General features: G+C 60.1%; 22 protein-coding genes. 10 read left to right on the forward strand and 12 right to left on the reverse strand.

From position 1 onward, the window contains the following. Window positions 1-17: 17 nt before the first annotated feature. The 10 genes from C8K58_RS14840 to C8K58_RS14885 all read right to left on the reverse strand — a co-directional run bounded on the left by C8K58_RS14840 (window position 18) and on the right by C8K58_RS14885 (window position 7039). On the reverse strand, window positions 18-290 hold the full coding sequence (locus C8K58_RS14840) for an HPr family phosphocarrier protein (RefSeq protein WP_027604815.1): 273 nt from the start codon (window positions 288-290) through the stop codon (window positions 18-20). Window positions 291-306: 16 nt separating this feature from the next. Continuing rightward, window positions 307-1164, reverse strand: a complete 858-nt coding sequence (gene rapZ / locus C8K58_RS14845; RefSeq protein ID WP_027604814.1) for an RNase adapter RapZ — start codon at window positions 1162-1164, stop codon at window positions 307-309. Between the two features lie 2 nt (window positions 1165-1166). Further along, window positions 1167-1631 carry a PTS IIA-like nitrogen regulatory protein PtsN gene (gene ptsN / locus C8K58_RS14850; protein ID WP_027604813.1) on the reverse strand — a complete coding sequence of 155 codons (465 nt, stop codon included), beginning with the start codon at window positions 1629-1631 and terminating at the stop codon, window positions 1167-1169. Between the two features lie 10 nt (window positions 1632-1641). Beyond that, window positions 1642-1947 carry a ribosome hibernation-promoting factor, HPF/YfiA family gene (gene hpf, locus C8K58_RS14855; protein ID WP_027604812.1) on the reverse strand — a complete coding sequence of 102 codons (306 nt, stop codon included), beginning with the start codon at window positions 1945-1947 and terminating at the stop codon, window positions 1642-1644. A 75-nt stretch (window positions 1948-2022) separates the two neighbouring features. Next, complete coding sequence (locus tag C8K58_RS14860) at window positions 2023-3516, reverse strand: RNA polymerase factor sigma-54 (RefSeq protein WP_027604811.1); 1494 nt, start codon at window positions 3514-3516, stop codon at window positions 2023-2025. Between the two features lie 197 nt (window positions 3517-3713). After that, window positions 3714-4439, reverse strand: a complete 726-nt coding sequence (lptB, locus tag C8K58_RS14865; protein WP_027604810.1) for an LPS export ABC transporter ATP-binding protein — start codon at window positions 4437-4439, stop codon at window positions 3714-3716. Further along, a complete protein-coding gene (lptA, locus tag C8K58_RS14870) occupies window positions 4439-4972 on the reverse strand; it encodes a lipopolysaccharide transport periplasmic protein LptA (protein WP_027604809.1) in 534 nt (177 codons plus the stop codon). The genes lptB and lptA overlap by 1 nt, the downstream gene beginning before the upstream one ends. Next, on the reverse strand, window positions 4959-5531 hold the full coding sequence (gene lptC / locus C8K58_RS14875) for an LPS export ABC transporter periplasmic protein LptC (protein ID WP_027604808.1): 573 nt from the start codon (window positions 5529-5531) through the stop codon (window positions 4959-4961). The genes lptA and lptC overlap by 14 nt, the downstream gene beginning before the upstream one ends. A gap of 8 nt (window positions 5532-5539) precedes the next feature. Next, the gene (locus tag C8K58_RS14880; RefSeq protein WP_027604807.1) at window positions 5540-6064 is read right to left on the reverse strand and encodes an HAD family hydrolase; all 525 of its coding nucleotides are present in this window, start codon (window positions 6062-6064) and stop codon (window positions 5540-5542) included. Next, a complete protein-coding gene (locus tag C8K58_RS14885; RefSeq protein WP_027604806.1) occupies window positions 6065-7039 on the reverse strand; it encodes a KpsF/GutQ family sugar-phosphate isomerase in 975 nt (324 codons plus the stop codon). A 311-nt stretch (window positions 7040-7350) separates the two neighbouring features. Between C8K58_RS14885 and C8K58_RS14890 the strand changes: the two genes are divergently transcribed. The 10 genes from C8K58_RS14890 (at window position 7351) to hisC (ending at window position 15380) form a co-directional block, all read left to right on the forward strand. Then, on the forward strand, window positions 7351-8160 hold the full coding sequence (locus C8K58_RS14890; RefSeq protein WP_003171811.1) for an ATP-binding cassette domain-containing protein: 810 nt from the start codon (window positions 7351-7353) through the stop codon (window positions 8158-8160). After that, window positions 8160-8957, forward strand: a complete 798-nt coding sequence (gene mlaE / locus C8K58_RS14895; RefSeq protein WP_010213107.1) for a lipid asymmetry maintenance ABC transporter permease subunit MlaE — start codon at window positions 8160-8162, stop codon at window positions 8955-8957. Before C8K58_RS14890 ends, mlaE begins: the two co-directional genes overlap by 1 nt. Beyond that, entirely contained in the window at window positions 8957-9424 is a 468-nt protein-coding gene (gene mlaD / locus C8K58_RS14900; RefSeq protein ID WP_003171814.1) for an outer membrane lipid asymmetry maintenance protein MlaD, read from the forward strand. The genes mlaE and mlaD overlap by 1 nt, the downstream gene beginning before the upstream one ends. Before the next feature lie 11 nt (window positions 9425-9435). Next, window positions 9436-10083, forward strand: coding sequence for a phospholipid-binding protein MlaC (locus C8K58_RS14905; RefSeq protein ID WP_027604805.1), 648 nt, complete (start codon window positions 9436-9438; stop codon window positions 10081-10083). Next, window positions 10080-10385, forward strand: coding sequence for a lipid asymmetry maintenance protein MlaB (locus C8K58_RS14910; protein WP_027604804.1), 306 nt, complete (start codon window positions 10080-10082; stop codon window positions 10383-10385). The genes C8K58_RS14905 and C8K58_RS14910 overlap by 4 nt, the downstream gene beginning before the upstream one ends. A gap of 114 nt (window positions 10386-10499) precedes the next feature. Further along, on the forward strand, window positions 10500-10739 hold the full coding sequence (locus C8K58_RS14915) for a BolA family protein (protein WP_027604803.1): 240 nt from the start codon (window positions 10500-10502) through the stop codon (window positions 10737-10739). 23 nt (window positions 10740-10762) lie between these two features. Continuing rightward, window positions 10763-12028, forward strand: coding sequence for a UDP-N-acetylglucosamine 1-carboxyvinyltransferase (gene murA / locus C8K58_RS14920; RefSeq protein WP_024073479.1), 1266 nt, complete (start codon window positions 10763-10765; stop codon window positions 12026-12028). A gap of 212 nt (window positions 12029-12240) precedes the next feature. Then, window positions 12241-12876: an ATP phosphoribosyltransferase gene (gene hisG / locus C8K58_RS14925; protein WP_027604802.1), complete on the forward strand. Its 636-nt coding sequence runs from the start codon at window positions 12241-12243 to the stop codon at window positions 12874-12876. A gap of 128 nt (window positions 12877-13004) precedes the next feature. Beyond that, window positions 13005-14324, forward strand: coding sequence for a histidinol dehydrogenase (hisD, locus tag C8K58_RS14930; protein ID WP_027604801.1), 1320 nt, complete (start codon window positions 13005-13007; stop codon window positions 14322-14324). Between the two features lie 3 nt (window positions 14325-14327). Then, entirely contained in the window at window positions 14328-15380 is a 1053-nt protein-coding gene (gene hisC, locus C8K58_RS14935; protein WP_027604800.1) for a histidinol-phosphate transaminase, read from the forward strand. 130 nt (window positions 15381-15510) lie between these two features. Here hisC and C8K58_RS14940 read toward each other — a convergent pair whose 3' ends face one another. Then, complete coding sequence (locus tag C8K58_RS14940; protein WP_108573893.1) at window positions 15511-16785, reverse strand: uracil-xanthine permease family protein; 1275 nt, start codon at window positions 16783-16785, stop codon at window positions 15511-15513. Window positions 16786-16787: 2 nt separating this feature from the next. Then, a complete protein-coding gene (gene upp / locus C8K58_RS14945; protein ID WP_027604798.1) occupies window positions 16788-17426 on the reverse strand; it encodes a uracil phosphoribosyltransferase in 639 nt (212 codons plus the stop codon). Window positions 17427-17463 lie beyond the last annotated feature (37 nt).

Here is a 17463-nt window from a genome sequence, read left to right on the forward strand (position 1 = left end):
CTCAGCGGGGGGAGGGGTTACTCACCCTCATCAAAGAAGTTGTTGATCAGCGCCACCAGGGCGTCCATTGCTTCCTGCTCTTGCTCGCCCTCGGTGCTCAAATGAATCTTGGTGCCCTTGCCGGCCGCCAACATCATCATCGCCATGATGCTTTTGCCATCGACCATGCTCTCAGGTGTACGCCCGGCGCGGATCTGGCAAGGGAACTGCCCGGCAATACCGACGAATTTGGCCGAGGCGCGGGCATGCAGGCCCAGCTTGTTGATGATTTCAATTTCCAGAGCGGGCATCGCGGGGGTGTTCCTTTCAGCTAAGGTCGCGGTGGCGAACCTGGACGTTCTTGAGGGTTTGTTGCAGCACCTGGCCCAGGCGCTCGGTCAGGTAGACAGAGCGGTGGTGACCGCCGGTGCAGCCGATGGCAATGGTGACATAGGCTCGGTTGCTCGCGGCAAAGCGCGGCAACCATTTGAGCAGGTAGCTGGAAATGTCCTGGAACATCTCCTCCACATCCGGTTGCGCGGCCAGGTAATCGGCCACAGGCTGATCCAGCCCCGACTGGTCGCGCAGTTCCGGCTTCCAATAAGGATTGGGCAGGCAGCGCACGTCGAACACCAGGTCGGCATCCACCGGCATGCCACGCTTGAAACCAAAGGACTCGACCAGAAATGCCGTGCCAGGCTCCGGCTGGTTCAGCAGGCGGAGCTTGATGGCATCGCGCAACTGGTACAGGTTGAGGCTGGTGGTGTTGATCTTGAGGTCGGCGAGGTCAATGATCGGCCCCAGCAGCTTGGTTTCGTCCTCGATGGCTTCGGCCAGGGAACGGTGCGGGCTGCTGAGGGGGTGACGTCGGCGGGTCTCTGAGAAGCGCTTGAGCAGGGTTTCTTCGTCGGCGTCCAGATACAGCACATCGCAATGAATGTGCTTGGCGCGCACCTCTTCGAGCAATTCCGGAAAGCGCGTGAGGTGGCTCGGCAGGTTGCGGGCGTCAATCGAAACGGCGACCAGGGGTTGTGCCAATTCGGTATGGATCAGTGCCCGCTCCGCCAATTCCGGGAGCAGGCCGGCGGGCAGGTTGTCGATGCAATAGAAGCCGTTGTCCTCAAGGACGTTGAGGGCGGTACTTTTACCCGAGCCGGAGCGGCCGCTGACGATGATCAAACGCATGATTACTGCCCGTTTTGCTCATCCAGGACAACTTGATACAGCGCCTCGTTGCTACTGGCACTGCGCAGTTTGTCGCGTACTTCCTTGCGGTCGAGCATGCTTGCGATCTGCCTAAGCAGTTCCAGGTGTGCGTCGGTGGCGGCCTGTGGGACCAGCAGAACAAACAGCAGGTCTACCGGGGCGCCGTCGATCGCGTCGAAATCGATAGGTGCGTCCAGGTGCAGCAGGGCGCTGACAGGTGTCTCGCAGCCTTTGAGGCGGCAGTGGGGAATGGCGATGCCGTTGCCAAAACCGGTGGAGCCGAGTTTTTCACGGGCAATCAGAGCCTCAAAGACATCTTGCATCTCCAGCTCAGGCACTTGGCTGCTGATCAGGTTGGCAATTTGTTCGAGGGCTTTCTTCTTGCTGCCGCCCGGCACGTTCACGAGGGAACGGCCGGGGGTCAGGATGGTTTCAAGTCGGATCATGGGGGGAGAGTTAACGACCTGTGCCCTGGAGCAGGCTCAGATTCTTTTCCTTATGCTTTTTGAGTTGGCGGTCAAGCTTGTCGGTGAGCAAGTCGATTGATGCATACATGTCTTCATGTTCGGCATTGGCGACCACTTCTCCACCGGGTATCTGAAGAGTCGCTTCGATTTTCTGCTGAAGCTTGTCGACCTTCATGATGACCTGCACGTTGGTGATCTTGTCGAAATGACCCTCAAGCTTCCTCAGCTTCTGCTCGACGTAGTCGCGTAGTGGAGGGGTGACTTCTACATGGTGTCCACTGATGTTGACTTGCATACAGCTTCTCCTTCGTTGCCAGTGCATAAAGCGGCGGGTAGGAATACCCGCCACTGGAACGCTGTGGCCCGCCCGTCACATCAAACGCTTACGCTCGCTGGAAGGCGCGATCCCAAGGGACTCGCGGTACTTGGCGACGGTTCGACGGGCGACCTGAATGCCTTGTGCCTCCAGTAAACCAGCGATCTTGCTGTCACTCAACGGCTTTTTCTGATTTTCCGCAGCAACCAGTTTTTTGATGATTGCGCGGATCGCCGTGGACGAGCATTCGCCGCCTTCGGATGTGCTGACATGACTGGAGAAAAAGTATTTCAGCTCATATATGCCCCGTGGGGTATGCATGAATTTTTGTGTGGTCACCCGGGAAATCGTCGATTCGTGCATGCCCACCGCTTCTGCGATGTCGTGCAGGACCAGCGGTTTCATCGCCTCGTCACCATATTCCAGGAAGCCGCGCTGATGCTCGACGATCTGGGTGGCCACTTTCATCAGGGTTTCGTTGCGGCTCTGCAGGCTCTTGATGAACCAGCGCGCTTCCTGCAACTGGTTGCGCATGAAGGTGTTATCGGCGCTGGTGTCGGCACGGCGCACAAAACCGGCATATTGCGGGTTGACCCGCAGGCGCGGCACCGACTCCTGGTTCAGTTCCACCAACCAGCGCTCGTTGTCCTTGCGCACGATCACGTCGGGAACGACGTATTCGGCTTCGCTGGACTCGATCTGCGAGCCTGGACGCGGGTTGAGGCTTTGCACCAGCTCGATGACCTGGCGCAGGTCGTCTTCCTTGAGCTTCATGCGCCGCATCAACTGGCTATAGTCGCGGCTGCCCAGCAGGTCGATATAGTCGGTGACCAGGCGCTGGGCCTCGGCGAGCCATGGGGTCTTGGCGGGCAGCTGGCGCAGTTGCAGCAGCAGGCATTCGCTCAGGTTGCGGGCACCGATGCCGGCGGGCTCGAACTGTTGGATGCGGTGCAGGACCGCTTCGATTTCGTCCAGCTCGATGTCCAGTTCCGGGTCGAAGGCCTCGAGAATCTCTTCGAGGGTCTCGTCCAGGTAACCCTGGTTATTGATGCAGTCGATCAGGGTCACGGCGATCAGGCGATCGGTGTCCGACATCGGCGCGAGGTTCAGTTGCCACAGCAGATGGCTCTGCAGGCTCTCGCCGGCGGAAGTGCGGGTGGTGAAGTCCCACTCGTCATCGTCATTGCTGGGCAGGCTGCTGGCGCTGGTCTGGTAGACGTCCTCCCAGGCGGTGTCCACCGGGAGTTCGTTGGGAATGCGTTCGTTCCAATCGCCTTCCTCAAGGTTATCCACCGTGGGGGCGGTTTCCTGGTAGGAGGGTTCCTGTACGTCGGAATTGGGTTTTTGCTCGATGTTGTCGGCCAATGGGTCTGCATTATCGAAGTCGTCGCCTTCTTCCTGGCGTTCGAGCATCGGATTGGACTCCAGGGCCTCCTGGATTTCCTGTTGCAGGTCCAGGGTCGACAATTGGAGCAGGCGGATGGCCTGTTGCAGCTGCGGTGTCATCGTCAGCTGCTGGCCCATTCTCAGGACTAGCGATGGTTTCATGGCAGGGGCTTAACACCTTATTCGCCGGCGCAATGCGCCATCCACGACAGGGCGCGTGAGCGCCAAACATAAGCAAATTATATGCCTGATATCGGGGGCTTTGCCTAGAGCGCGGTAACAATAAAAATCCGGAGGTTTTCATTGACTCCCGCGCATCGGGCAAACGACCTGCCACCGCCTTGTTTTTGCAGGCGGCCTTACAGGCGGAACTCGTGACCCAGGTACACTTCCTTGACCAGTTCGTTGGCCAGGATGGTGGCAGAGTCGCCCTCGGCGATCAGCTGGCCATCGTTGACGATATACGCGGTTTCGCAGATATCGAGGGTCTCACGCACGTTGTGGTCGGTGATCAGTACACCGATCCCCTTGGCCTTGAGGTGGTGGATGATCTGCTTGATGTCGCCGACCGAGATAGGGTCGACGCCGGCAAACGGTTCGTCCAGCAGGATGAACTTGGGGGCAGTGGCCAGGGCGCGGGCGATTTCCACGCGACGACGCTCACCACCGGACAGGCTCATGCCAAGGTTGTCGCGAATGTGGTTGATGTGGAATTCCTGCAGCAGGCTTTCCAATTCTTTGCGGCGGCCTTCACGGTCGAGTTCCTTGCGGGTTTCAAGGATGGCCATGATGTTGTCGGATACCGACAGCTTGCGGAAGATCGACGCTTCCTGCGGAAGATAGCCGATACCTGCGCGGGCACGGCCGTGCATTGGCTGGTGGCTCACATCCAGGTCGTCGATCAGTACGCGACCTTGGTCCGCCTGGACCAGGCCGACGATCATGTAGAAGCAGGTGGTCTTGCCGGCGCCGTTAGGGCCAAGCAAGCCGACGATCTGGCCGCTGTCGATCGACAGGCTGACGTCGCGCACGACCTGACGGCTTTTATAGGCCTTGGCCAGATGCTGGGCTTTCAGGGTTGCCATTACTCGGCCTTCTTCTTCGGCTGGATAACCATGTCGATACGTGGGCGTGGCGCGGTGACCTTGCTGCCGTTGGCGCGACCGGCGTTGGCGATCTGCTTCACGGTGTCATAGGTGATCTTCTCGCCTTCCGTGGAGTTGCCATCGGGGCTGAGTACCTTGGCCTGGTCGATCAGCACGATGCGATTCTGCTGGGCGTGATACTGGATGGTCTTGCCGTAGCCCTTCATCGGGCCGGTGTCGGTAGCCGACTGCTTCTGTTCGAAGTACGCCAGGTTGCCCACCGAAGTCACCACGTCGATATCGCCCGCCTGGGTGCGCGTCAGTGTCACCGTGTTGCCGGTGATCTTCATCGAGCCCTGGGTGATGATCACGCCGCCGGTATAGGTGGCGACGCCTTGCTTGTCATCCAGTTGCGCATCGTCAGCCGAGATGTGGATCGGTTGCTGGCTATCGTTCGGCAGAGCCCAGGCGCTCACGCTTCCCAGTGCTGCGCCCAGACCGAGCAAAATAGGGAGAGTTTTAACGAGCCTCATACTGTCCTCTTACGTTCGATAGCAGGTGTATCCTGCTTTCTTTCAAATACGCTTTCATTCCCTTGCCAGTCGATACACCGCCAGCGCCGTCGATTCTAACGTCTTGCTCGGTCTGCGCATATTGCTTCTGTGGGAATACGGTCATGCGACTGCTGGTAATCACGGTGTCACGTTTTTTGGCGTCAGTACGCGCAACGCGTACCGAGTCAATCAGTTCTACCTCGGTGCCGTCCGGGTTCACCTCGCCACGCTTGCTCGTGACATGCCATGGGAACTCGGTGCCGCGGTACAGGTTCAGGTCCGGGTTAGTCAGCAGGGTGACTTCGGTGGCCTTCAAATGCTCGACTTTGTCCGAGGTCATTTCGTACTGCACCTTGCCGTCAGGCAGGAACTGCACGCTGTAGGCATTGGTTGCGTAATAGTCGATAGCCCCTTCTTCAACCTGCGCTGCAGGCTGGTCGAGGAAGCGCCCCGGGCTGATATTCCAGTAGCCCACCGCGAGGAACAGCGCGGCGATGACTCCGAATAGCAGGAAGTTGCGAATCTTTTTACTCAGCATAAAACGCTCTATAGGTAGGCGGCGTGGGCCGCTTCAAGACTGCCCTGGGCTCGCAGGATCAGTTCACAGAACTCGCGGGCGGCACCTTCGCCGCCACGGGCGGTGGTGACGCCATGGGCGTGCTCGCGAACAAACGTCGCCGCATTGGCGACAGCCATTCCCAGGCCCACTCGGCGAATGACCGGCAAGTCGGGCAGATCATCGCCCAGATAGGCGACCTGCTCATAGCTTAGGTTGAGTTGGCCAAGAAGCTCGTCCAGAACCACCAGTTTATCCTCGCGGCCCTGATACAGGTGAGGAATACCGAGGTTTTGTGCGCGGCGTTCCACAACGGGGGTTTTTCTGCCGCTGATAATCGCCGTTTGCACGCCCGAAGCCATCAGCATCTTGATGCCCTGGCCGTCGAGGGTATTGAACGTCTTGAATTCGCTGCCGTCTTCGAGAAAGTACAGGCGGCCATCGGTCAGCACGCCGTCAACGTCGAAAATCGCCAGTTTGATGTGTTTGCCGCGTTGCAACAGGTCGCTGGTCATTTACATCACTCCCGCACGCAGCAAGTCGTGCATGTTCAGGGCGCCCACCGGGTGGTCGTCGCTATCGACCACCACCAGCGCGCCGATCTTGTGGTCTTCCATGATCTTCAATGCTTCGGCTGCCAGCATTTCAGGGCGTGCAGTCTTGCCATGGGGGGTCATCACGGCGTCGATGGTCGCGGTACGGATATCGATGGTGCGGTCCAGGGTGCGGCGCAGGTCACCGTCAGTGAATACCCCGGCCAGGCGCCCGTCGGCTTCCAGGATCACGGTCATGCCCAGGCCCTTGCGGGTCATTTCCATCAGCGCGTCCTTCAGCAGAGTGCCGCGCTGGACGTGGGGCAATTCCTCGCCCGAATGCATGACGTTTTCCACTTTCAGCAGCAGGCGGCGGCCCAGGGCGCCACCCGGGTGGGAAAATGCGAAGTCTTCAGCGGTGAATCCACGGGCTTCCAGCAGCGCCACGGCCAGGGCGTCGCCCATGACCAGGGCGGCGGTGGTGGAGGAGGTCGGCGCCAGGTTCAGCGGGCAGGCCTCGTGGTCCACGTGAACATTCAGGTTCACGTCGGCGGCCTTGGCCAGGGTGGATTCCGGGTTGCCGGTGAGGCTGATCATCTTGATGCCCAGGCGCTTGATCAGCGGCAGCAGGGTCACGATTTCGTTGGTGGTGCCGGAGTTGGACAGCGCCAGGATGATGTCATCCTTGGTGATCATGCCCATGTCGCCGTGACTGGCTTCGGCCGGATGCACGAAAAATGCGGTGGTCCCGGTGCTGGCCAGGGTGGCGGCGATCTTGTTGCCGACGTGGCCCGATTTGCCCATGCCGACCACGACAACACGGCCCTTGCTGGCCAGGATCATCTCGCAGGCGCGTACGAAATCTGCGTCGATATGGGCCAGCAAGCCTTCTACGGCTTCAACTTCGAGGCGGATGGTGCGTTGCGCGGATTGAATAAGGTCGCTGGATTGGCTCATGTCTGAAGTCGTATAGCCTGACGAAAAGTCGGCGATTATAGCGGTAATGATCAATTCCCTCACGCAAGTTCGTCAGGCTTTATTCAACGAATGCCTGAGATCGATCCTCAGTAACATAGCCAGCAACGTTTTTTCCCTGTCCTTAAACTGAACTAGCGCAGTTCCGGCCTTGGGCGCCCTGTACCAGCAGTGATATAGTTCGCCGCCAGTTCGGTCCGCCCAGCCCATGTGGCTATCTATATGCGTCACCGTTGCAAACGTTTGTCGCATGCATGGTGTCTGAGTGAGAGGCTGCATCCCAAGGAGTTTAGATGAGTGCCGATAACGCCTACGCGGTCGAGCTGAAGGGACTGACCTTCAAGCGCGGGACGCGCAGCATCTTCAATAACGTCGATATTCGCATTCCCCGCGGCAAGGTCACGGGCATCATGGGGCCGTCCGGTTGCGGCAAGACCACGCTGCTGCGTCTGATGGGCATGCAATTGCGCCCCAGCGCCGGTGAAGTATGGGTCAACGGCCAGAACCTGCCGACACTGTCGCGCAGCGATCTGTTCGATGCGCGCAAGCATATGGGGGTGCTGTTCCAGAGCGGCGCGCTGTTTACCGACCTGGATGTGTTCGAGAACGTGGCGTTTCCGTTGCGGGTGCATACCCAGCTGTCCGATGAAATGATTCGTGACATTGTGTTGCTGAAATTGCAGGCCGTGGGCCTTCGCGGCGCCATCGACCTGATGCCCGACGAACTGTCCGGCGGCATGAAGCGCCGCGTGGCCCTGGCGCGCGCCATTGCCCTCGACCCGCAGATCCTCATGTACGACGAGCCCTTCGTCGGCCAGGATCCGATTGCCATGGGCGTGCTGGTACGCCTGATCCGTCTGCTCAACGATGCGCTGGGTATCACCAGCATCGTGGTCTCCCACGACCTTGCAGAAACCGCGAGCATTGCCGATTACCTTTATGTAGTCGGCGATGGCCAGGTGCTGGGGCAGGGTACGCCTGAAGAACTGATGAACGCCGACAACCCGCGTATTCGCCAATTCATGACCGGCGATCCCGATGGCCCTGTGCCTTTTCACTTTCCGGCAGCGGATTACCGCTCAGACCTTCTGGGGAAGCGCTGATGCGCAAGACATCTCTCATCGAGAAGGTTCGCCTTTTCGGTCGATCCGGTATCGACATCGTCGAAGTGCTGGGCCGCTCGACGATTTTCCTGTTTCACGCGTTGCTCGGCCGCGGTGGCATTGGTGGCGGCTTCGGCCTGTTGATCAAGCAACTGCATTCGGTGGGCGTGATGTCCCTGGTGATCATTGTCGTCTCCGGGGTGTTCATCGGGATGGTGCTGGCGTTGCAGGGCTTCAATATCCTGTCCAGCTACGGTTCGGAGCAGGCGGTGGGGCAGATGGTTGCCCTGACGCTGCTGCGTGAACTGGGGCCGGTCGTGACCGCGTTGCTGTTCGCCGGGCGTGCGGGTTCCGCGTTGACCGCCGAAATCGGCAACATGAAGTCCACCGAGCAGTTGTCCAGCCTGGAAATGATCGGCGTGGACCCGCTCAAGTACATTGTTGCCCCGCGCCTGTGGGCCGGCTTTATTTCCCTGCCGTTGCTGGCGATGATCTTCAGCGTGGTTGGTATCTGGGGCGGCTCGTGGGTGGCGGTGGACTGGCTGGGCGTCTATGACGGCTCCTACTGGGCCAACATGCAAAACAGCGTGACCTTCAGCGGTGACGTGCTCAACGGCATCATAAAGAGCATCGTCTTCGCCTTTGTAGTGACCTGGATCGCCGTATTCCAAGGCTACGACTGTGAGCCCACTTCAGAAGGGATCAGTCGCGCCACCACCAAGACCGTTGTGTACGCCTCGTTGGCAGTACTGGGCCTTGACTTCATTTTGACCGCCTTGATGTTTGGAGATTTCTGATGCAAAACCGCACTGTGGAAATCGGTGTCGGCCTTTTCTTGCTGGCTGGCATCCTGGCTTTACTGTTGCTGGCCCTGCGAGTCAGCGGCCTTTCGGCCAGCCCCACCGCCGATACTTATAAACTTTACGCGTACTTCGACAATATCGCCGGTTTGACTGTCAGAGCTAAAGTGACCATGGCCGGTGTGACCATCGGCAAGGTCACGGCAATCGATCTGGATCGCGACAGCTTCACCGGTCGAGTGACGATGCAACTGGACAAGAAGGTAGATAATCTGCCGACCGACTCCACTGCATCTATCCTCACTGCGGGCCTGCTGGGCGAGAAGTACATCGGTGTCAGCGTGGGCGGGGAAACAGCCCTGCTCAAGGATGGCTCGACCATCCACGACACGCAGTCGTCGCTGGTACTTGAAGACCTGATCGGTAAATTCCTGCTCAATACGGTCAATAAAGACGCCAAATGAGGAATCTGTACATGATCTCTACCTTGCGACGTGGCCTCCTGGTACTGCTGGCAGCGCTGCCGTTGATGGCCAACGCAGCGGGTTCTGCGCACGAACTGGTGCAGGACACTACCAACAGGATGTTGGCTGACCTGACTGCCAATAAAGAGCAGTACAAGCAAGACCCGAGCAAATTCTACGAGGCGCTGAACAGCATCGTGGGCCCGGTCGTCGATGCTGAAGGCATTTCTCGCAGCATCATGACGGTCAAATATTCGCGCAAGGCCACCCCTGCGCAAATGCAGACGTTCCAGGAGAACTTCAAGCGCGGCCTGTTCCAGTTCTATGGCAACGCTTTGCTCGAGTACAACAACCAGGGCATTACCGTCGCTCCCGCCGGGGATGAGTCGGGTGACCGCACCAGTGTCAACATGAGCGTCAAGGGCAACAATGGTGCCGTCTACCCTGTGCAGTACACGCTGGAGAAGATCAATGGCGAGTGGAAACTGCGCAATGTGATCATCAACGGCATCAACATCGGCAAGCTGTTCCGTGACCAGTTCGCCGACGCCATGCAGCGCAATGGCAACGACCTGGACAAAACCATCAATGGTTGGGCCGGTGAAGTCGCCAAGGCCAAGGAAGAGACCGATAAAGCCGCCGGGAAACCTGCGCAATGACCGAGTCGGCTGTTCGTCTCGGCGACGCGGGCGAGCTGTTCCTCAGCGGCGTGCTCGATTACCGCACCGGGCCTGACCTGCGCAAGCAGGGCCAGGCGCTGATCAAGACCAGCACGGCCCCTGCGCTGGTGCTGGATTGCTCGGCGGTAACCAAGTCCAGCAGTGTCGGCTTGTCGTTGCTGCTGTGTTTCATGCGCGATGCCGAAGCGGCCAAAAAGCCGGTCACCCTTCGTGCATTGCCCGAAGACATGCGTGAAATCGCCGAAGTTTCCGGTTTGACCGAGCTGTTGGCGCATCCTTAATACACATTATCGATAAAGCCCCCCGTCAGAGTCCTGCTATGCGGGGTTCGCAGGCGCGGGGCTTTTTTGTATGATGTGCGACCCGTGCGCACTGGGCGCCGATAGAGGTTGATCATGCAGGCCCTAGAAGTTAAAAGCTTTCTCGAAGGAAAGCTGCCGGATACGAACGTAGAAGTTGAAGGCGAAGGCTGCAACTTCCAGCTGAACGTGATTAGCGATGAACTGGCGGCACTCAGCCCGGTCAAGCGTCAGCAGCAGATCTATGCCCATTTGAACCCGTGGATCACCGATGGCAGCATCCACGCGGTCACTATGAAATTTTTCAGCCGCGCGGCCTGGGCCGAGCGCACCTGAGCCCCCAAGGCGTCGAGATTCTTATGGATAAATTGATTATTACCGGCGGTGCCCGCCTTGATGGCGAGATTCGCATTTCCGGTGCGAAAAACTCTGCCTTGCCGATCCTGGCTGCGACCCTGCTGTGCGATGGCCCTGTGACCGTGGCCAACCTGCCGCACCTGCACGACATCACCACCATGATCGAGCTGTTTGGTCGCATGGGTATCGAGCCGGTAATCGACGAGAAGCTGTCCGTCGAAATCGACCCGCGCACCATCAAGACCCTGATCGCCCCGTACGAACTGGTGAAGACCATGCGTGCGTCGATCCTGGTACTGGGCCCGATGGTCGCTCGTTTCGGCGAAGCCGAAGTCGCATTGCCTGGCGGTTGCGCCATTGGCTCGCGTCCGGTGGACCTGCACATCCGTGGCCTTGAGGCCATGGGCGCGACCATCGACGTCGAAGGCGGCTACATCAAGGCCAAGGCGCCGGAAGGCGGCCTGCGTGGTGCCAACTTCTTCTTTGATACCGTCAGTGTGACCGGTACCGAGAACATCATGATGGCTGCTGCTTTGGCCAACGGCCGCAGTGTGCTGCAAAACGCTGCGCGCGAGCCTGAAGTGGTCGACCTGGCCAACTTCCTGATCGCCATGGGTGCCAACATCACCGGCGCCGGCACCGACACCATCACCATCGACGGTGTGAAACGCCTGCACCCGGCCACCTACAAAGTGATGCCGGACCGTATCGAGACCGGTACCTACCTGGTTGCTGCCGCCGTCACCGGTGGTCGCGTCAAGGTCAAGGACACCGATCCGACCATCCTGGAAGCGGTCCTGGAAAAACTGCGCGAAGCCGGTGCCGAAATCACCACCGGTGAAGACTGGATCGAGCTGAACATGCACGGCAAGCGGCCAAAAGCCGTCAACGTGCGTACCGCTCCGTACCCAGCGTTCCCGACCGACATGCAGGCGCAGTTCATCTCCTTGAACGCCATTGCCGAAGGCACGGGTGCCGTGATCGAGACCATCTTCGAAAACCGCTTCATGCACGTGTACGAACTGCACCGCATGGGCGCGAAGATCCAGGTCGAAGGCAACACTGCCATCGTGACCGGCACCGAGAAGCTCAAGGGCGCGCCAGTCATGGCCACCGACCTGCGCGCTTCGGCCAGCCTGGTGATCTCGGCGCTGATCGCCGAAGGCGATACCCTGATCGACCGCATCTACCACATCGACCGTGGTTACGAGTGCATCGAAGAAAAACTGCAGATGCTCGGCGCGAAAATCCGCCGCGTACCGGGCTAGTCCCACTGCATTGTAGGAGCGAGCTTGCTCGCGAAGAACTCGTGGGCACCGCGTTGAGTCTGAATAAACGCGTTATCGTTGACGTTTTTCGCGAGCAAGCTCGCTCCTACAGACACTGGTTTGTTTCAAATCGAGGCTGTCATGGTCTCGATCTGTGTCTGGCGCCGTTTGCGACCGGACAGCAATAGCCTGATGAAGGACTGACGTTTCCCATGTTGACCATTGCACTGTCCAAGGGCCGCATCCTTGACGACACTTTGCCGCTTCTGGCTGAAGCGGGCATCGTGCCGACCGAGAATCCGGACAAGAGCCGCAAGCTGATCATCCCGACGACCCAGGACGACGTTCGCCTGCTGATCGTACGGGCTACCGACGTGCCGACCTATGTTGAACATGGCGCGGCCGACCTCGGTGTCGCCGGTAAAGACGTGTTGATGGAATACGGCGGCCAAGGCCTGTACGAGCCGCTGGACCTGCGCATTGCCCTGTGCAAGCTGATGACCGCCGGCCGTGTCGGTGATGTCGAGCCTAAAGGCCGCCTGCGCGTGGCCACCAAGTTCGTCAACGTCGCCAAGCGCTACTACGCCGAGCAAGGCCGCCAGGTCGACATCATCAAGCTCTACGGCTCGATGGAGCTGGCGCCGCTTATCGGCCTGGCCGACAAGATCATCGACGTGGTCGACACCGGCAACACCCTGCGTGCCAACGGTCTCGAACCACAGGACTTTATCGCCGACATCAGCTCTCGGCTGATCGTCAACAAAGCGTCGATGAAGATGCAGCACGCCCGTATCCAGGCGTTGATCGACACCCTGCGCCAGGCAGTGGAGTCTCGACACCGCGGTTGACTCACCCGCGTAGCTGAAAAGCTGCGCCCGTCTATCCGCCTCATAGCCAGAATTCTCAGGTGCCCAAGCGGAAACGACTGCTAGTTTAGGGCGCCTGAGTTTTTGCCAATTCTATTGAGGCCCTCGCTATGACCACGTCCACTGCAATTGCCCGACTCAACGCTGCCGACCCGGATTTCGCCCATCATCTGGATCATCTGCTGAGCTGGGAAAGCGTGTCCGACGACTCGGTCAACCAGCGGGTCCTCGACATTATCAAGGCCGTGCGCGAGCGCGGTGATGCGGCCCTGGTGGATTTCACCCGGCAGTTCGACGGTCTGGACGTCAAGTCCATGTCCGACCTGATCCTGCCCCGCGAACGCCTGGAACTGGCCCTGACGCGCATCACCGCGCCCCAGCGCCAGGCCCTCGAAGTCGCCGCGACCCGAGTGCGCAGCTACCACGAAAAACAGAAGCAGGATTCCTGGAGCTACACCGAGGCCGACGGCACCGTACTGGGCCAGAAGGTCACACCGCTTGACCGTGCCGGCTTGTACGTGCCGGGTGGTAAAGCCTCGTACCCCTCGTCGGTATTGATGAACGCGATTCCCGCCAAGGTGGCCGGCGTGACCGAAGTGGTCATGGTGGTACCGACCCCGCGCGGTGAAATCAACGAACTGGTACTGGCTGCCGCCTGCATTGCCGGTGTCGACCGCGTGTTCACCATCGGCGGTGCCCAAGCGGTTGCCGCCCTGGCTTATGGCACTGAAAGCGTGCCGAAGGTCGACAAGGTGGTCGGCCCCGGCAACATCTACGTGGCCACTGCCAAGCGCCACGTGTTCGGCCAGGTCGGTATCGACATGATCGCCGGCCCGTCGGAAATTCTCGTGGTGTGCGACGGCCAGACCGATCCGGACTGGATCGCCATGGACCTGTTCTCCCAGGCCGAGCACGACGAGGACGCCCAGGCGATCCTGGTCAGCCCGGACGCCGAGTTCCTCGACAAGGTCGCCGCCAGCATCAATAAGCTGCTGCCGACCATGGACCGCGCCGAGATCATCGAGAAGTCGATCAATGGCCGTGGCGCGCTGATCCTGGTGCGTGACATGGAACAGGCCATCGAAGTGACCAACCGTATCGCGCCGGAGCACCTGGAGCTGTCCGTGGCCGATCCACAGGCCTGGCTGCCGTCGATTCGCCATGCGGGTGCGATCTTCATGGGCCGCCACACCAGCGAAGCCCTGGGCGACTACTGCGCCGGCCCCAACCACGTGCTGCCGACGTCCGGCACCGCGCGCTTCTCGTCGCCGCTGGGGGTGTATGACTTCCAGAAGCGTTCGTCGATCATCTTCTGCTCGCCACAAGGCGCTTCCGAATTGGGCAAGACCGCTTCGGTGCTGGCCCGTGGTGAATCCTTGAGCGCCCACGCCCGTAGCGCTGAGTATCGAATCCTGGAAGAGGGGAAATAACACATGAGCAAATTCTGGAGCCCCTTCGTCAAGGACCTCGTGCCTTACGTGCCCGGCGAGCAACCGAAGCTGACCAGACTGGTCAAGCTCAACACCAATGAAAACCCCTACGGCCCGTCGCCCAAGGCGCTGGCTGCGATGCAGGCCGAGTTGAACGACAACCTGCGCCTGTACCCGGACCCCAACAGCGACCTGCTCAAGCAGGCCGTGGCCAAGTACTACGGGATCGACGCCGGCAAGGTGTTCCTCGGTAACGGCTCCGACGAAGTCCTGGCGCACATCTTCCACGGCCTGTTCCAGCACGAGCTGCCGTTGCTGTTCCCGGATATCAGCTACAGCTTCTATCCGGTGTACTGCGGCCTCTACGGCATCAAGTCCGACCCGGTGCCGTTGGACGAGCAGTTCCAGATCCGCGTAGCGGACTATGCCAGGCCCAACGGCGGGATCATCTTCCCCAACCCGAACGCGCCCACCGGCTGCGTGCTGGCGCTGGACGCCGTAGAGCAGATCCTCAAGGCCAGCCCGGATTCGGTGGTGGTGGTCGATGAAGCCTATATCGACTTTGGCGGCGAAACAGCCATCAGCCTGGTGGACCGTTACCCGAACCTGCTGGTGACCCAGACCCTGTCCAAATCGCGCTCACTGGCCGGTTTGCGCGTGGGCCTGGCCGTGGGCCACCCGGACCTCATCGAAGCGCTGGAGCGGGTCAAGAACAGCTTCAACTCCTACCCGCTGGATCGCCTGGCGATTGTCGGCGCGGCGGCGGCGTTCGAGGACCGGGCGTACTTCGACAAGACGTGCCAACTGGTCATCGACAACCGCAACAAGGTGGTCGCGCAACTGGAAGGTAAAGGCTTTGAAGTGTTGCCGTCAGCGGCCAACTTCATCTTTGCCCGCCACCCACGGCACGACGCAGCCGGCCTGGCGGCCAAGCTGCGTGAGCAAGGGGTGATCGTGCGGCACTTCAAGCAGGAGCGGATTGCCCAGTTCCTGCGGATCAGCATCGGTACGCCGGAGCAGAACCAGGCGCTGATCGATGGGTTGGGTGAGCTCTAAGCCAAACTGAAGATCAAAAAATGTGGGAGGGGGCTTGCCCCCGATAGCGGTGTGTCAGTCAGCTAATGAATTGACTGACACACTGCCATCGGGAGCAAGCCCCCTCCCACATTAGGTTCTGCCATATGTGTTAGATCAGCGGCTCATCCGGCTTCTTGTTCTTCCAGCCATCATTGCCCGGCAGCAACAGGTTCAGGCCAATCGCTACCACCGCACACAGGGCAATGCCCTTCAGGCCGAAGTCATCCGGACCGGTCCCGGTCCCCACCAGCACCCCGCCAATCCCGAACACCAGGGTTACCGACACAATCACCAGATTGCGCGCCTCACCCAGGTCAATCCTGTGGCGGATCAAGGTGTTCATCCCCACCGCGGCAATCGAGCCGAACAGCAGGCACAGGATCCCGCCCATAACCGGTACCGGGATGCTTTGCAGCAGTGCACCGAATTTGCCGATGAACGCCAGGCTGATGGCAAACACTGCCGCCCAGGTCATGATCTTCGGGTTGTAGTTCTTGGTCAGCATCACCGCGCCCGTCACTTCGGCGTAGGTGGTGTTCGGCGGGCCGCCAAACAGGCCGGCGGCCGTGGTGGCGATCCCGTCACCGAGCAGGGTGCGGTGCAGGCCAGGTTTCTTCAGGTAGTCGCGACCGGTCACGCTGCCCACCGCAATCACGCCGCCGATATGTTCGATCGCCGGGGCCAGGGCCACCGGGACGATAAACAGGATCGCCTGCCAGTTGAACTCCGGCGCGGTGAAGTGGGGCAGGGCGAACCACGGTGCTGCGGCGATCTTCGCCGTGTCGACCACGCCGAAGTAGAGCGCCATGGCAAAGCCCACCAGCACGCCGGAGATGATCGGCACCAGGCGGAAAATGCCCTTGCCGAACACCGCGACGATCAACGTGGTCAGCAGCGCCGGCATCGAGATCATCATCGCCGTCTGGTAATGAATCAACTCGGCGCCATCGCCGGATTTACCCATCGCCATGTTCGCGGCAATCGGTGCCATGGCCAGGCCGATGGAAATGATCACCGGGCCGATCACCACAGGTGGCAACAGGCGGTCGATGAAACCGGTGCCTTTGATCTTCACGGCCAGGCCGAGGAAGGTATAGACAAAACCGGCCGCCATCACCCCGCCCATGGTCGCCGCGAGGCCGAACTGGCCCTTGGCAAGAATGATCGGGGTAATGAAGGCAAAGCTCGACGCCAGGAAGACCGGCACCTGCCGTCCTGTCACCAGCTGGAACAACAACGTGCCCAGGCCGGCGGTGAACAGGGCGACGTTTGGATCAAGACCTGTGATCAGTGGCATCAACACCAGCGCGCCAAATGCTACGAAGAGCATCTGTGCGCCAGACAGGATCTGGCGCCAAAGCGGGTCGTTGAACTCATCCTGCATGCTCACGCGTCCTTCTGCTTGGTGCCGAAGATCTTGTCACCGGCATCGCCCAGGCCTGGGATGATGTAACCGTGTTCGTTCAGGCGCTCATCGATGGAGGCGGTGTAGATCTGCACGTCCGGGTGGGCTTTCTCGACGGCGGCGATGCCTTCGGGCGCGGCCACCAGCACCATGGCACGGATGTCCCGGCAACCGGCTTTTTTCAGCAGGTCGATGGTGGCAACCATGGAGCTGCCGGTAGCGAGCATCGGGTCGATGATCATGGCCAGGCGCTCGTTGATTTCCGGTACGAGTTTTTCCAGGTAGGTGTGGGCCTGCAGGGTTTCTTCGTTGCGGGCGACGCCGACGGCGCTGACCTTGGCGCCCGGGATCAGGCTGAGCACGCCTTCGAGCATGCCGATACCGGCACGCAGGATCGGCACCACGGTAATTTTCTTACCGGCGATTTTCTCGACCTGGACGGTGCCAGCCCAACCTTCGATGTCGTAGGTTTCCAGGGGCAAATCTTTGGTGGCTTCGTAAGTGAGCAGCGCTCCGACTTCCTGAGCAAGCTCACGGAAATTCTTCGTGCTGATGTCGGCACGGCGCATAAGGCCGAGTTTGTGTCGGATCAGCGGGTGGCGGATCTCGCGAGTGGGCATGGGAAAGGCTCCGGCGGCGGGCAAAAAAACCGGCCTA

The organism is Pseudomonas sp. GV047 (assembly GCF_003058245.1).
In the GTDB taxonomy this organism is placed as follows: domain Bacteria; phylum Pseudomonadota; class Gammaproteobacteria; order Pseudomonadales; family Pseudomonadaceae; genus Aquipseudomonas; species Aquipseudomonas marginalis.